Here is a 15,633-nt window from a genome sequence, read left to right as displayed (position 1 = left end):
TCTAATGTTGCCGTGGGAGGAAAACATGAGTGGCATGAGTGATCGTGAAAAAGCGTTCGAAAACAAGTTCGCGCACGATGAGGAGCTGAAATTCAAGGCGTTGTCGCGGCGTAACAAACTCGCCGGGCTCTGGGCAGCGGAAATGCTCGGAAGGGAGGACCGGAATGCCTATGCAAGGGAAGTGATCGTTGCGGATTTCGCTGAACCCGGACATGAGGACGTTTTTCGCAAGCTGAGGCACGATTTCGATGCGGCCGGGATTGCCGTGTCGGATGCGGAGATACGCATGAAGATGCTCGATCTGCTGACTGAAGCTTCTGCCCAGGTGGAGAACCAGTAGCGCATCAGGCTGCGCCCGGGAACCAGACGTAGCGGTTTCGCCCCTGCCGCTTGGCTTCATAAAGCGCGATATCGGAGTTTCGCAGCAACTGGCGTACGTCGATCGCGTCGCCGCGGTGGGAGGCAATGCCGATGCTGGCGCCAACGCGGCAGCGATGCCCCTCATAGATCATCGGCTCGCGTAGGGCGTCGATCATACGGGTCGCCACAGATGAGGCCGGCTCCTCGATGGCGCCCAGCCGCGACACGACGACGAATTCGTCTCCGCCGACACGGGCAATGAAGTCATTTTCGCTAAGTGTCCTGCGCAGCGTGCGAGCAGTATGGACGAGCATCGCATCTCCCGCGTCGTGGCCGAGCCGGTCATTGATCTGCTTGAAGCGATCGAGGTCGACATGAAGGATCGCTATACCCGCCTCGCTGCCGCTGTATTGCGTCGCCATCCGGTCCAGCACCTCGTCAAGATAACGCCGGTTAGGGAGTTCGGTCAGGTAGTCATGCATGGCGCTGTGTTCGATCCGGTCCTTGGCGGCCTCCAGTTCGATGTTTCTGGCTTCAGCCAGAATTCTGGCACGCTCCAGTTCGTGATGCAGCCCGACATCATCGGTGACATCCCAGTTTGCACCAACGGTCATCTTGTGGCCGTTCCCATCCTGAAAGGTCATGGTGCGCGCGCGAATGATGCGATCGGAGCCATCGCGGAGAACTGCGCGGTACTGATCCGAAAAGCGGTCGCCGTTTCGCATATGTTCATCGACGTTTTTCAAGACACGTTCGCGATCGGCCGGATGCAAAAAGGTTTCCCACAATCCGCCGACCCTGACGTCTTCGCGCCGACCGACTCCATAGATTCGATACATGCGGTCATCCCAGTCGACGACACCGGTTGTGAGGTCACATTCGTAAGTGCCGATGCCTGATATTTCGAGGGCCATGTCCAAGCGTCTTGCCATGCGCGCCGTGGCCTCTTCAGCCTGCTTGCGAGCCGTAATATCCGTATCCGTTCCAACGATGCGCGTCGGCTTGCCGTTGGCGTCCCATTCGACGCAATCGCCGCGGCACTCGATCCAGACCCAATGACCGTCCTTGTGGCGCTCGCGATATTCAAACACCGTATAGTCCGGATCGCCTTCATTCTGCCGGTCGATGCAGTGGATCACGTGATCCCGATCATCCGGATGGAGGAGATCGAGCCACGCCTGAGTGCTTTCGGGAAGAGGATCCTCATCGGACATGCCACGGATCCGACGCCAGGTCGGCGAGTAGTATTTCTCTCCGCGTTTCCAATCATGGTCCCAGACGCCTGTCGACGATCCGACGAGCGCCTTGTTCCAACGGCTTTCCCAGATGCCGAGATCCGCAAGCCTTGTCTTCAAAGCCGTGATGTCGACGAACGAGGCTGCGATGAGGAAAGGCGTGTCCAGCCCTGTCGGTGCCGGAGAAAGATGGACAAGAGCCCATCGCAGCGTACCGTCCGGCTGCGGCAGGCGCAGTTCCATCTGACCATCAGCGCCGGCCTTGCAGCGGCGAAGCCCGGCGAGGAAATCCGAACGGTCTTCGATATCGATCAGATCGGTGAAAAATTCCACCTCGAAGGGGCGCCAGTTCACCTTGAGAGCCTTGTTCGCATGGTGCAGCCGCGCCTGCCAATCGAGCAGTGCTAAGGGAAAGGGAATGGCGTCAAAGAGGTCGGTCAGCGAGCCGGCGCCTCTCGAAGGTGATATCGTCGGGCCGGCATAGAAGACTGGTTTGGATGACATCTGTTCGCCTACATTCGCAGGAATTGCGCAATGTTAGTGAATTCGAATTAAGGCAACTTTAAAATTGTCTATCGAAAGCGAAATTACGACGTCGGGTTGTGCGCCGCACATCGCCAGATGTCAGGCTTTTAGTCGGCTCAGAAACTGGGCAAATACCATCGTGCCTTCAGGCCACGGGCCGTGGCCCGACTCGGAATTGATGTGGCCAGATTCGCCTGCGTCGATCAGGAGCGAACCCCAGGCGTTGGTAATGTCGCCGGCGTGATCATAGGAGCCGAAGGGGTCGTTTTGGCTTGCAATCGTAATGGCGGGAAAAGGAAGTGGATCTCGCGGATAAGGACCGAATGTCATCAGGTGTTTCGGCCTGATCTTCGGGTTCTGCACATCCGGCGGCGCAACGAAAAATGCGCCGGCCACCGGTTTCTTGAAATGCGGGATGGCATGGATCGCCGTCGGAACGCCGAGCGAATGAGCGACCAGCACAACCGGTTTCGTCGAGGCATTGACCTCCTCGACGAGACGCTGGACCCAGTCTTCCTTTACCGGCTTTGACCATTCGGCCTGTTCCACCCGGCGGGCCGTCGTGAGCTTTTGCTCCCAACGGGTCTGCCAATGGTCGGGACCGGAATTGGTGTAACCGGGGATGATGAGGATATCGGCTTCTGATGCTTTCATGCCGCCTATCTGGGCCTTCTCGATTTCTATATCAAGCTTCGCCGAAGACACGATTGAAAATCGTGTCGACATGCTTCGTGTGATAACCGAGATCGAATTTTTCGCGGATCTCCTCCTCGGAGAGCGCTGCGCGGACTTCTTCGTCAGCAAGCAGTTCTTCGAGGAAGTCGGCACCGCGTTCCCAGACCTTCATCGCATTGCGCTGAACGAGACGATAAGAGTCTTCGCGCGAAACGCCGGCCTGGGTGAGGGCCAGGAGCACGCGCTGGCTCATCACCAGTCCCTTGAACTTGTTCATGTTCTTCAACATGTTCTCGGGGTAGATGACCAGCTTTTCGATGACGCCGGCGAGACGGTTCAGGGCGAAATCGAGAGTAACGGTCGTATCCGGGCCAATGGCGCGCTCGACGCTGGAATGGCTGATGTCGCGTTCGTGCCAGAGGGCAACGTTTTCCATTGCCGGAACGACTGACATGCGCACGAGACGGGAAAGGCCGGTGAGGTTTTCGGTGAGAACCGGGTTGCGCTTGTGCGGCATGGCCGACGAGCCTTTCTGGCCCGGCGAGAAGAACTCTTCCGCTTCCAGAACCTCGGTACGCTGCATGTGGCGGATTTCGATCGCGACGTTTTCAATCGACGAGGCGATGACGCCGAGGATGGCGAAATACATTGCATGACGGTCGCGCGGGATGACCTGGGTGGAGACCGGCTCCGGCTTCAGGCCCAGGGCTGCTGCAACATGTTCCTCGACGCGCGGGTCGATATTGGCGAAGGTGCCGACAGCGCCCGAAATGGCGCAGGTGGCGATTTCCTCGCGGGCTTCGAGAAGGCGCGTCTTGTTGCGGTCCATTTCGGCGTAGAAGCGGGCGAAGGTGAGGCCCATCGTCGTCGGCTCGGCATGGATGCCGTGGCTGCGGCCGATGCGGACCGTATCCTTGTGTTCGAAGGCGCGGGCCTTGAGCGCTGCCAGAACACGGTCGATATCGGCAAGCAGGATGTCCGTGGCGCGCACGAGCTGGACGTTGAGCGTCGTGTCGAGCACGTCGGAAGATGTCATGCCCTGGTGGATGAAGCGGCTATCCGGGCCGACGAATTCCGCCAGATGGGTGAGGAAGGCGATGACGTCATGCTTGGTGACGGCTTCGATTTCATCGATACGGGCGACATCGAATTCGGCCTTGCCGCCCTTTTCCCAGATCGTTTCTGCCGCAGACTTCGGAATGACGCCGATTGCAGCGAGCGCGTCGCAGGCATGGGCCTCGATTTCGAACCAGATGCGGAACTTTGTTTCCGGCGACCAGATGGCGACCATTTCCGGTCGGGAATAACGGGGGATCATGGGCAGCTCGCTTGCTTGGATAGAATTGCTGCCGCTCTATCAAGAAGAACGGCGAAGCTCAATCTTTTTGGGGCATTGCCCCGTGTTTAAGGCTTTTCAGGCCTCGGCGGCCTTCACCAGCGCCGAGATGTTTTCGCGATAGGCATCCTTGTTTGCGCCCTTGTAGACCGCCGATCCGGCGACGAAGACATTGGCGCCTGCCTTGCGCGCTGCGCCGATGGTTTCTGCCGTGATGCCGCCATCGACTTCAATCTCGATAGGTCTGTCACCAATCAGAGACTTGATGCGGGAGATCTTGTCGAGCGCGGCGGGAATGAGTTTCTGGCCACCGAAACCGGGGTTGACGCTCATGACGAGGATGAGGTCGACATCATCCAGTACCTCTTCAAGCACAGAGACCGGCGTTGCGGGATTGAGCGTCACGCCGACCTTCTTGCCCAGCGACCGGATCGTCTGCAGCGAACGGTGCAAATGCGGGCCAGCCTCGGCATGGACGGTAATGCCATCGCAGCCAGCCTTGGCGAAGGCTTCGAGATAGGGGTCGACCGGGGCAATCATCAGATGGCAATCGAAGAAGACGTCGGTATAGGGGCGCAGCGACTTGATGACATCGGGACCGAAGGAGATGTTGGGTACGAAATGACCGTCCATGACATCGAGGTGAACCCAGTCTGCACCGGCCTCTACGACGTCTGCGACCTCCTGGCCGAGTTTCGAAAAATCGGAAGCGAGAATGGAGGGGGCGATGCGAAGCGGCAAGGTCATGGACGGATCTCCTGTGTCGTCTGCCGACTAGCATTCCGGGGCGATTGCCGCAATCGTTACTCGGTCGCAGAGACGGGCGTGAAAAACTCGCGGCCGCGCCATTCCAGAAGACGATAGGGATTGTCCGCCAGTTCGTGCGCCGCATCGAAACGGATCTGTCCGATTGCGGTCTGGAAGGTGCCGGTTTTGAGGGAGGACAGGAGTTTTTCCCAGTCATTGCCTGCGGATGCTGCTGTCTGGCTGGCCAGTTGGGTTGCGGCATAGGCGGGAAGGGTGTTGCCTTCGGGCTCGATCTGCCGGCTTTCGAGCGACGTTGCAGCGTTGGCGGCAGTCTGGAGTGTCCGGTAAGGCGGTAAAGTGACGGCCAGCGTGCCGTCGCGAAGCGCGACCGGCCGGTTTGCGGCCTTCATGACATCGCCGCCGAGTATGGTGAGGGGAATGTTTTCCCTTTCGGCATCACGGGCAATGACGGCGACATCGTTACGATCCGCGCCGACGAGTATATGGGTTGCGCCGGCTTTCTGCAGCCGTCTGATGAGGGCTATCTGCTGCTCCTGGCCCGGCCGAAGCGTATCGGTGAAGACCGGCGCGATGCCGATCGGTTCGAGTTTCTGGCGGACGGCGCTGACGAGTTCGCGCCCGTAGATGGTGCCGTCATCGACAAGGGCAATCGGCTCGGCTTTCCAGCGATCGACGATCACCGCCGCGATCTGATCGGCCTCGGCAGTTTCCGATGGAGCCATGCGGAAAAGCGGCCAACCATTGCGCAAGGCGTCTTCCATCAGGATGCGGGAGCGGACGGAGATGGTGATTGCTGCAATCTTGCTGTCGGCCAGCGCCGGCAGGGCGGAGGCCAGCGTTTCGACGCATAGAAATCCGATCGCGATAGAGGCCTTGGCATCGGCAAGCGTCTTTGCGGCATCCACGCCGCCGGTCTCGTTGCAGGTCTCGTCGATTTCGACAAGTCTGTCGCCGGTGACTTGTGCGGCAGCTCTGGCCCCTTCAAAAACCTGCATGCCGAGCAACGCATAAGGTCCCGTCTTTGGCGCGACGACACCGATGGTGGCGGCGGAGACCGTCGTTGCGGGGGCAACATATCCGAAAGCTGCAACAGTCAGCAGGATCGCGATATCGAAACGCAGGGAAGGCATGCTTTTCCTTAAGTCCGTGTTCGCTGCAGCTTTAACCCGCAAGGGCATGAGCGTCCAAGCTTTTTCCCATTTTTGCCAGTTCACGCGCGAAATCTAGCATGATCGTGAGTGGAATCTTGCTATCCGTGTAAGACATAGGCGTCGTCCGACCGGCACGGTCTTTCGACTGTGCTGAGCCAAAAAGGAAGGATGGGGCATGGACAATGCAGCGATCGAGGAAATGTTCGAGGGTCTCGGACCGGTCTCCATCCGACGCATGTTCGGCGGCAAGGGGATCTATCATCAGGGTCTGATCATCGCCCTCGATCTGCGAGACGAAATACTGTTAAAGGCGGATGAGACGAGCGCTCCGGCTTTCCGGGCTGCGGGTGCAGTCCAATGGTCCTATGACGGTAAAAAGGGGAAACCCGTTCTCATGCCTTATTGGTCCATACCGAATGCGGCGCTGGACGATCCTGACGAGCTGCGAGACTGGGTGCGCATGGCCTTTGAAGCAGCGCTTCGAGTCAATCGCGATACGTGATCGCATTTTCTTCGCAAGTGCGAGATTTAACGTATTGCGGCTTGTAAGACGCAGCGGATATTCTTGCTGAGTAATGGGGGATGTGGTTCGGGCAAGCCCGAGCCGACGACAGCATCCGATGATACTGTAAAATTTTCAATCAAGAGAGCCGTCCTGGACAACCGGGACGGCTTTTTTAGTGGGATTTCAGCAGCTCAAAGGCTTGTGCGGAGAATATCGACAGAGGCGCCGGTGGCTCATTCATGTCGATCCACATCAGATCTGCATGCTTTTCAGGTTCCGTGAGAACCGGCTCTCCGGAAAAATCGTCAGTCACGTATATCAGAGATAGCCAGTGCTGACGTTCTTCTTCAAGAATGCCTTCGATGACGCATAGAAAGCTGATCTTTCCGATCTTCAGCCCGGTCTCTTCCTCGGCTTCACGGCGCGCAGCGTCTTCCGCCTGTTCCATCATGTCGACCTTGCCGCCGACGATGTTCCAGTGGCCCGCTTCGGGCGCCTTCAGGCGGCGACAGACCAGCACTTTTCCATCGGCTCGGCGGATCACCAGGCCGACTCCGAGGCCAGGGAAATCCTGGCCCGGTTTTGCTAAGGCGGACATTACTTCGCTGCGTTTGCGACGATCAGCATGAAGGCTGGGATATCGTCGCCGAAGCCGACCGGGGTCGGGCCGTCATCATGGTCGCGATAGCGGCGGCGATCACGGTTGTCGTCATTGGCAGGATTGACACGGCGCTCGCGGCCGCGGTTGTTCGCAGGCTGATTTTTCTTGTCAGAACGACGTTCCGACTTGGTGTTTTCCAGAACTGCTTCCACGCCTGCCTCTTCCGTGACGATTGGTTTTTCCTGTGGTGCTGCTGCCGATTGTTCGTGGCGGCCACCACGGCTGCGGTCGCGATCCTTGCCACCGCGATCCCGGCCACCCTTGCGTCCACCACGTTCGTTGTCGTGGCTTTCCATGGGGGCGGGCAGGGCGGAGATATCGCCATTCAGCCACTCGACGTTTTCGCCGATCAGTTTTTCGATCGCATCGACATATTTGCCATCGGCGCGTGTCACGATTGTGAAGGCCTTGCCGGAACGACCGGCGCGGCCGGTGCGGCCAATGCGATGGACATAGTCTTCGGAATGGATCGGCACGTCGAAATTGAAGACGTGGGAAACATCCGGGATATCAAGGCCGCGGGCAGCAACGTCGGAGGCGACGAGAAGCTTGATGTTGCCATCCTTGAAGTTGGCCAGCATGGTCATGCGCGAACGCTGGTCCATGTCGCCATGCAAGGCGCCGACCGAGAAGCCGTGACGCTCGAGCGAGCGGAACAGATCTGCGACATCCTTCTTGCGGTTGCAGAAGATGATTGCGTTCTTCAGGTCTTCCTGAACCTTGATGAGATCGCGCAGGACGGCGCGCTTCTCGTAGTCCTTGTTATGGGCAGCGACCAGGCGCTGCGTCACCGTCTTTGCCGTGGAGGACGGCTTGGCGACTTCGATCCGTTCCGGGTTCTGCAGGAAACGGTCTGCCAGTTTCTGAATTTCCGGCGGCATCGTGGCCGAGAAGAACAGCGTCTGGCGGGTGAACGGGATCATCTTGGCGATCCGTTCGATATCCGGGATGAAGCCCATGTCGAGCATGCGATCGGCCTCGTCGATGACGAGGATTTCGACGCCGGTCATCAGCAGCTTGCCGCGCTCGCAATGGTCGAGCAGGCGGCCGGGCGTACAAATCAGAACATCGGCGCCGCGCTCAAGCTTGCGATCCTGTTCTTCAAAGGAAACGCCGCCGATCAGAAGGGCGACATTCAGCTTGTGATTCTTGCCGTATTTCTCGAAGTTTTCGGCAACCTGAGCTGCGAGTTCGCGGGTCGGCTCGAGAATGAGGGTTCGCGGCATGCGAGCCCGGGCTCGACCCTTTTCCAGAAGCGTCAGCATCGGCAGGACGAAGGAAGCTGTCTTGCCCGTTCCCGTCTGTGCAATACCGCAAATGTCCCGGCGCTGCAGCGCATGCGGGATGGCTCCGGCTTGGATAGGCGTGGGTATCGTGTAGCCGGCGTCGGTGACGGCGTTAAGAACTTTCTGGCTCAGGCCAAGATCAGCAAAAGTGGTCAATGGAAATACTATTCCGTTCCGTTCAAGAAGAACATGATCCGTCGCTACGCTCAAATGGGGCGACAACAGGGCGCGACATATGACCAAAATGCTGGAAAGTCAAGAAAACCCGCCAGGGTGGCAGTGGTTTTGGTGAATGAAAGCAACCGCGCGGCGATACGCCGCGTGAATGGCTGACCTTGCTACTCGAGATAGGTTGTGAGCTTCATGCCGGCATTGAGGAAATGCATCGGATCAACTGCCTGTCCATTTCGGCGCACTTCGTAGTGAACATGGGGGCCGGTCGAACGTCCGGTCGACCCGGCACGACCGATTACATCACCCGTCTTTATCTCGTCTCCGACATTGACCAGGATTTTCGAAAGGTGACCGAAGCGGGTCGAAATGCCGTAACCATGGTCGATCTCGACCATGTTGCCGTAACCACCGGCAATGCCTGCTGCGACGACCTTGCCGGCGCCGGTGCTCTTCACTTCGTCGCCGGTCTGGGCGGCAAAATCTATACCCGCATGCAATGCGAGGCGACCAAGGAAGGGATCGACCCTGTTCCCAAACCGGCTGGTGACCGGTTGGCCGGGAGCGGGACTGGAAAACGGAAGGTCACGCGCTGTTTCCCGCACGCTTTCCAGCCGCGTCAGCGCCGCATCAAGATCGTCTAGCGACGTGTCGAAGCGATTGCCGGGAAGGCGAGGTTCGACATATGGCCCGCCAATGCCATTCGGTTCGACGGTTGACGGATACAGATCAACGCCGCTTCGCAGCAGGATCGTGGTGATTGCGTTTGCCGCTTCGGACGCTCCCGTCGTCAGGCTTGCGATCTTCGTCAGCTGTTGGTTTTCAAGCGTCTTGAGGGACAGAGTGACTTTGGAAAAAATCCGGTCGGCATGATCGGCGGCGCCTTCACGCAGGCTGGTGCCGGCCACAGGGGAGAGGCTTGCCAACCTGTTTTCAGTTTCGCCGCCTTGCAGTATCTTGGCGATTGCGGCGGAGCCTCCGGACAAGGAAGCCCTGCGTCCGTCACCCGTGGGGGCGAAGGCGGGGATTTCAGCGGCAGGAGGTTCGGCTCCTGGCTGAAGACCTGTTTCTTCGGCGCGATCCAGAAGTGAGCCGAGCTTGGTGTGGCGAGAGAACAGCGCGTCCTGTTGCTCAAGCAGTTTTTCGACCTTCTTTTCCACGACTTGCTGATCGAGCAACTGGCGCGAGGTAATGCGGTCCAGCTGCGCACGCAGGGCTGCAATCCGGTCTTCATAGTCATGCTGCATGCGGGCCTGGCGGGCGATCGTTGCTCCGATCAGGTCATCGCGGATTACCAGATAAGATGTAGCCCCGAGGTAACCTATGGTCAGAAGGCTTGCAAAACATACGGTCAAGGCGATCATCCAGGGGCGGATGGTCATATGACGGATTTTCTCGCCGCTTGCGAGAATGAGGACATGATTCGCGGCCCGTTTTCCAAAAACCTTGTTTTCGGTTCGGTGCGTCACGTATTGCTCCTGAAGGGCTGAATCAATCCAATGCTTGTGGCTTGATTACACATCCTTAAGGTTAATGAAGTCTTGTCCTTCCGGATCCGTCTGCGACGGCGTGCGCCCCTCGGGGGCTAGATGTCACTTTTAAAGTGATTATGCCAAAGAACGGTGCTAGACGCCGTCTCGCAAACAAAAACACATCCATAGAGAAGAGAGATGTCCAGGTTCAAGTCCGATTTCCTCCGCACGCTCGATGAGCGCGGCTTCATTCACCAGATCTCCGACGAGGCAGGTCTCGACGAACTGTTCGCCAAGGAAACCGTGACGGCCTATATCGGCTTCGATCCGACGGCGCCTTCTCTTCATGCCGGCGGACTTATCCAGATCATGATGCTGCACTGGATGCAGCAGACCGGCCACCGGCCGATTTCGCTGATGGGCGGCGGCACCGGGATGGTGGGCGACCCGTCGTTCAAGGACGATGCCCGCCAGCTGATGACGATCGACACGATCGAGAGCAACATCGCCTCGATCAAGCGCGTTTTCGCCAATTACCTTTCCTACGGGGAGGGCGCGAAGGATGCCATGATGATCAACAATGGCGACTGGCTGCGCGATATCAATTACCTCGAATTCCTGCGGGATGTCGGGCGCCATTTCTCGGTCAACCGGATGCTGTCCTTCGACAGCGTCAAGACGCGCCTTGACCGGGAGCAGTCGCTGTCCTTCCTCGAATTCAACTACATGATCCTGCAGGCCTACGACTTCGTAGAGTTGAACAAGCGCTACGGCTGCCGTCTGCAGATGGGCGGGTCGGACCAGTGGGGCAATATCGTAAACGGTATCGATCTTGGTCACCGTATGGGGACGCCGCAGCTCTACGCCCTGACCTCGCCGCTTCTGACAACCGCTTCCGGCGCCAAGATGGGCAAGTCACTCAATGGGGCTGTCTGGCTGAACCCCGACATGTTGTCGGCCTACGATTTCTGGCAGTACTGGCGCAATACCGAGGATGCCGACGTTTCGCGCTTCCTCAAGCTCTACACGACGTTGCCGATGGATGAGATCGCGCGACTTTCGGCGCTGGCCGGTTCGGAGATCAACGAAGTCAAGAAGATCCTCGCGACCGAAGTGACGGCCATGCTGCATGGCCGCGAAAATGCCGAACAGGCAGCCGAGACGGCTCGCAAGACTTTCGAGGAAGGCGCGCTTGCCGATAACCTGCCGTCGATTGATGTTGCGAAGAGCGAGTTGGAAGCCGGGATCGGCCTGCTGGCGCTGATCGTCAAGGCTGGTCTTGCCGCATCGAACGGTGAAGCCCGTCGTCACGTTCAGGGCGGTGCCGTGCGGATCAATGACGTGGCGATTTCCGATGAGCGCAAGATTATCGGTTCCGGCGAAGTGACTGCCGATGGCGTGATCAAGCTGTCGCTCGGCAAGAAGAAGCATATCCTGGTTCGTCCGGCCTGAGATAGGCAACTCGGAAACAGAAGATCAAAGGCCGCTTTCCAGCGGCCTTTTTTTTACTGGAATTCGAAGATCTGGCGGAACACGCCCGGGGCTATGAGCGAAAGTGGGTTTATCGTCAGTCGCGGCTTGTCGAAAGCACCTTCGAGCTTGAAGGTGATGCCCAGAAGGCCGCGATCCCGGCCATTTCCTAGGATCGCGCCGATCAGCGGAAGTTCGCCGAAAAGCCTGTTCAAGCCGTAAGCAGGCATGAACGTGCCGGTCATCTCCATATTGCCGTCGGCGTCCCGCAATTTGCCCTGGAAGGTGGCGCCGATCTGTTCTCCGCGCACAACGCCATTGGCGACGGATAGCGCGCCGTTGCGGTAGACCAATGCGGCGAAGCCGCGCTGGAAACGTGCCGAACTGACGTCAATATCCTTTTTCACCGCGGAGTTGAGGCTCTGGCCATCTTCGCCGACCGGTGTCGATACGAGGGACTGCAGGCGTTCTTCGTTGCGCAGCTGGAAATTACGGATGTCGAGCGAGCCAACCCAATCGGTTCCTCGCGCTTTCAGTTTCAGATTAAGCAATCCCGCGCTCATGTTGTCATAGAGATCGGCAAATCGTGCTACCGCACCTGCATCGCCACTCGTGACCGAGATGGTATCGCCGCGGGACATCTGGCTGACGAGTGCTTGTCCGCTTCCCGTTATGGCGCTCAAATCAGCACGGACGATGTTTGATCCCCGTGAGGAGAAATTCAATGCGACATTCGAAAGCTGCTCGTCATTGAAACCGACGACGCGATCGACCTGTGCGCGCAGGCTTGTGCTGCTGCCCTCATTGCTGCCGGCCGCTGCGCTGCCATTGTTGGCGCGCATCATGGTGATGATTGGCCGCATGTCGACGGCGTTTCCGCCGATCGAGATCTCGTAGGCGCCTTTCGAACGCTTGACGCTAAGGCTGTAGTTATCCGCCGGCGACAGCTGCACGTGGGAGAAAGATGCCGTCGTCAAGGCCCCATCGGCCAGTTGCACGTCGCCCCTGACGCCAAAACTCTCGCCGGTGAGCTGAAAGCCGCTTAAGGTAGTCTGCTTTCCGGCATCATTGGATACCTCGAACTGTGCCTTGGCGCCGATGCCACTACCCTTGCTCCAGCCTATCCATGGCACAGTCAGTTCGGCGCGGCTGAGATCGAGCGTAACTGCCTGATGCTTGTCATCAATGCGCGTGAGTTCGGCAACGATCTGGCCGTCCACCATGTCCGAGAGGCCGGGCACGAGCTTATCGCGCTGGGCGTTATTGAGCGTCGCCTTGATGACGCGCTCGCGCTTTACGCCAGAGTTCTGATCGACAGGTTCGGTGACGGCGAATTCGGCGGGAATGTCGTCCACGGTTCCGTTCGCGCTCAGTTTGGCAGACTGGTTGTCGACGGCCAAAAGCCCGGTCAGTGCCCCGATCTTGTGCCCTTCCATCTGTGTCGCGAGATTAACGCCATCAAGGCGGATTTGGGCATTCCAAGCAGGTTTGGGCGGATTATGATCTGTGATCAGTCCAAAGCGAGCATGAATATCTGCCTTGGTATTTCCCGAAAAATCTTCAGGCTTGAAGCTGGTGCCCTTCAAGGCATTCATCGGCTTGAAGTTAGCAAGCTCGGTGATCGCGTCTGCCTGTCCGGAAATCTTCAGCGTCAGATCTGCCATCAATGGCTTTGCATATGTCGACGGAATGGCGAAACGTCCGCTCTCCACGGTGACGACCCTGCCGGAAGGCGCATAGGATGCCGCCTTGCTGACATCGACGATCATCTCCTGGCCTTTCAGGGAGAATTTTCCCGCAAGATCGCGCAGAGGCGGGACTTCACCCGGTAGGTTGAGACGTGTGTCGGTAACCCCGAAGCCGATCTGCAATTCGTTCGCATCGAGCTCCATGGGAATACCCGGGCCCTTCATGCGCCCCGCGGGGATGAAGACAGCAATCGTGCCATTCGTGACGTTACCGCCAAACATATTCGCCATAACCCAGTCGCGCGGCTTGCGCGCCATCCAGAAGGGCCAGAGCTGTTTTACTCCTGTCACCTGCATCTGGGGGATCTGGCCCCCAAAGCTGATCTCGGGTGACTGTTTGCCAAAGCGGACCTTGAGGGCGGCGGCCATATGACCGAGTGGACTTGCCACTGTCATCTCGTCGAATTCTAGCTGGCGGTCGGCAGACAGATAACGCCCGGTTGCCTTGAGGTCGAAATCGGCCGGCTTCTCTCCCTGAGAAGCGCCGATCGCTCTACCTCCGCGAACGAGGAGATCGAGGCCGAAGCCGAAACGTTTATCGCCCTCATTCAAGCGGCTAAGATCTATAACCGCACCAGTGAACGGCACGACAGTCGGACCGAAACTTGCCTCCGAATTCATGATTTCGATCGAGTTTTTGGCGAAGTCATAGGCGACATTGATGGTGGCGCCGCTGAATGTCTGCTGGATGCCATCGAAGTAGAAATTGCCCGGCGAATTGGTCAGGGTTGCCGTCATCGCCGGATTCTGGGCATCACCGCGGGAGCGCTCTGCGGACATGTCGAAATCGACTGAGCTCTCGAGGCCTTCACGCGGCTGACCATCTTCTGTTCGCTGCAACAGGAAAGGGGTTACTTCCAGCCCGGACAGGCGCGCGGACAGGGCGGCTGTTACGCCATCGACCGTCTTCGATGCGGCCGTAAGCTTCGCTTCCCGGTCGTTGATGCTGACGGTGCCGTCAATACCGATCTCGCCCGTTGCATTCCGCGCCAGCTCGAGATCGTTGACCTTGACGACCGTTGGTTTGCGGCCGGGGGCTGCCGGAAGGACAATCTCGATGCCTGCGAGGCGGATGGAGGCGGTACCCGTTCGCTCGATCAGGCCCCGTGCTTCATCGAGTCTCTGGAATGTTTGCTCAAGGAGTTGCGGAACCGCATCGACCCGAACCTTGGCGAGAGCGATAGGGTCGCCCTCCGGCAGTTGCGCTGTCTCAAGGCGGATCGACTGCGCCGATATGCTGTTGATCGATATGCGTCCTCCGAGCAGTGCGAGGGGATCCACGGCCATTCGCAGGGCGCCTGCACGACTCAAGTGCTGGCCGGTTGCGCGCTCAACGATGTCGACGTCGCGTGCTTCAATCGCCAGACGGAAATCCGAATCAAAACGGATCGCCGCGGAGCCGACGTTGGAAACGTAGCGGGGACCGATTGCATTGTTCAGGGCGGACTGGGCGCGGCTGGTCAGCGTACCGTCGACTATGCCGCCTTCGATGGCAAACACAGCGCTGCCAATGGCGACCATGATCAATACGGCGAAAAGCACTATGGACTTGCAGAAACGCCAGGTTCTCGTGCTGTGCGGAGGGCAGTGAACGATGATCGGATCTTCAGCCTGGGCGGACGGAAGCTCATGCAGCGGGACAATGTCCTTCCTGCTGAAATCGATCTTCTCGCCGCGTATTTCCGCCATTCAGTGAAGAACTCGTTCTTTTCACATCCAAGCTGATCTGGACGCATCTTCGGGCTGTATATACCCATGGCCGCAACATTCACTCAAGATGCTGGCAAAAGAAAGGAAAACCATGGCGAATCTGAATATCGGCGATGATGCACCGGATTTCACGCTGCCCGGAAATGGTGCCCAGACCATTTCTCTGGCGAGTTTTCGCGGCAAGCGGCTTGTGCTCTATTTTTACCCCAAGGATGACACAACGGCCTGCACGACCGAAGCGATCTCGTTTTCGCAGCTCCTGCCAGATTTCGACAAAGCTGGCGCGGCGATCGTTGGGGTATCTGCCGACAGCGTGAAGAAGCATGACAATTTTGTCAGCAAACGCGAATTGACCATCGCGTTGGGATCCGACGAGGACACGGCTGTCTCGCAGGCTTATGGCGTTTGGAAAGAGAAGAGCATGTACGGCAAGACGTATATGGGTATCGAGCGGACAACTTTCCTCATTGATCCCGCAGGCAGGGTCGCCCGGATCTGGCCGAAGGTGAAAGTTGCCGGCCACGCAGAAGAGGTTCTGGCGGCAGTGAAGGCATTATAAA

Annotated in this window: 13 protein-coding genes; 4 read left to right on the top strand and 9 right to left on the bottom strand. The window is 58.4% G+C overall.

Going from position 1 to position 15,633, the window contains the following annotated elements:
* Window positions 1-25 precede the first annotated feature (25 nt).
* Complete coding sequence (locus HNQ72_RS02150) at window positions 26-340, top strand: DUF1476 domain-containing protein (RefSeq protein ID WP_183989361.1); 315 nt, start codon at window positions 26-28, stop codon at window positions 338-340.
* A gap of 4 nt (window positions 341-344) precedes the next feature.
* Here HNQ72_RS02150 and HNQ72_RS02145 read toward each other — a convergent pair whose 3' ends face one another.
* The 5 genes from HNQ72_RS02145 to HNQ72_RS02125 form a co-directional block, all read right to left on the bottom strand.
* Window positions 345-2,099: a sensor domain-containing protein gene (locus tag HNQ72_RS02145; protein WP_183989360.1), complete on the bottom strand. Its 1,755-nt coding sequence runs from the start codon at window positions 2,097-2,099 to the stop codon at window positions 345-347.
* A gap of 120 nt (window positions 2,100-2,219) precedes the next feature.
* Window positions 2,220-2,774 (bottom strand): RBBP9/YdeN family alpha/beta hydrolase, encoded by a 555-nt coding sequence (locus tag HNQ72_RS02140; protein WP_183989359.1) that lies wholly within the window; start codon window positions 2,772-2,774, stop codon window positions 2,220-2,222.
* A gap of 31 nt (window positions 2,775-2,805) precedes the next feature.
* A complete protein-coding gene (purB, locus tag HNQ72_RS02135; RefSeq protein ID WP_183989358.1) occupies window positions 2,806-4,113 on the bottom strand; it encodes an adenylosuccinate lyase in 1,308 nt (435 codons plus the stop codon).
* A gap of 96 nt (window positions 4,114-4,209) precedes the next feature.
* Window positions 4,210-4,878, bottom strand: coding sequence for a ribulose-phosphate 3-epimerase (gene rpe, locus HNQ72_RS02130; protein ID WP_183989357.1), 669 nt, complete (start codon window positions 4,876-4,878; stop codon window positions 4,210-4,212).
* Window positions 4,879-4,934: 56 nt separating this feature from the next.
* Window positions 4,935-6,029 (bottom strand): branched-chain amino acid ABC transporter substrate-binding protein, encoded by a 1,095-nt coding sequence (locus HNQ72_RS02125; protein ID WP_183989356.1) that lies wholly within the window; start codon window positions 6,027-6,029, stop codon window positions 4,935-4,937.
* A gap of 196 nt (window positions 6,030-6,225) precedes the next feature.
* On the opposite strand from HNQ72_RS02125, the gene HNQ72_RS02120 reads away from it, so the two are divergent.
* Window positions 6,226-6,552, top strand: a complete 327-nt coding sequence (locus tag HNQ72_RS02120) for a TfoX/Sxy family protein (protein ID WP_183989355.1) — start codon at window positions 6,226-6,228, stop codon at window positions 6,550-6,552.
* Window positions 6,553-6,727: 175 nt separating this feature from the next.
* On the opposite strand, the gene HNQ72_RS02115 is transcribed toward HNQ72_RS02120, so the two are convergent.
* The 3 genes from HNQ72_RS02115 to HNQ72_RS02105 all read right to left on the bottom strand — a co-directional run bounded on the left by HNQ72_RS02115 (window position 6,728) and on the right by HNQ72_RS02105 (window position 10,142).
* Window positions 6,728-7,153, bottom strand: coding sequence for an NUDIX domain-containing protein (locus HNQ72_RS02115; RefSeq protein WP_183989354.1), 426 nt, complete (start codon window positions 7,151-7,153; stop codon window positions 6,728-6,730).
* Window positions 7,153-8,658, bottom strand: coding sequence for a DEAD/DEAH box helicase (locus HNQ72_RS02110; RefSeq protein WP_183989353.1), 1,506 nt, complete (start codon window positions 8,656-8,658; stop codon window positions 7,153-7,155). The genes HNQ72_RS02115 and HNQ72_RS02110 overlap by 1 nt, the downstream gene beginning before the upstream one ends.
* Window positions 8,659-8,840: 182 nt before the next feature.
* Window positions 8,841-10,142: a M23 family metallopeptidase gene (locus HNQ72_RS02105; protein WP_244654269.1), complete on the bottom strand. Its 1,302-nt coding sequence runs from the start codon at window positions 10,140-10,142 to the stop codon at window positions 8,841-8,843.
* A gap of 201 nt (window positions 10,143-10,343) precedes the next feature.
* Between HNQ72_RS02105 and tyrS the strand changes: the two genes are divergently transcribed.
* A complete protein-coding gene (tyrS, locus tag HNQ72_RS02100) occupies window positions 10,344-11,597 on the top strand; it encodes a tyrosine--tRNA ligase (RefSeq protein WP_183989352.1) in 1,254 nt (417 codons plus the stop codon).
* A 53-nt stretch (window positions 11,598-11,650) separates the two neighbouring features.
* Here tyrS and HNQ72_RS02095 read toward each other — a convergent pair whose 3' ends face one another.
* The gene (locus HNQ72_RS02095) at window positions 11,651-15,052 is read right to left on the bottom strand and encodes a YhdP family protein (RefSeq protein ID WP_183989351.1); all 3,402 of its coding nucleotides are present in this window, start codon (window positions 15,050-15,052) and stop codon (window positions 11,651-11,653) included.
* Window positions 15,053-15,164: 112 nt separating this feature from the next.
* Between HNQ72_RS02095 and bcp the strand changes: the two genes are divergently transcribed.
* Window positions 15,165-15,632: a thioredoxin-dependent thiol peroxidase gene (gene bcp, locus HNQ72_RS02090; protein WP_183989350.1), complete on the top strand. Its 468-nt coding sequence runs from the start codon at window positions 15,165-15,167 to the stop codon at window positions 15,630-15,632.
* Window position 15,633 lies beyond the last annotated feature (1 nt).

This window comes from Aliirhizobium wenxiniae (assembly GCF_014201355.1).
GTDB lineage: Bacteria > Pseudomonadota > Alphaproteobacteria > Rhizobiales > Rhizobiaceae > Neorhizobium > Neorhizobium wenxiniae.
The sequence above is the reverse complement of the archived record's forward strand: the minus strand, read 5'-3'. Positions and strand labels throughout refer to the sequence as shown.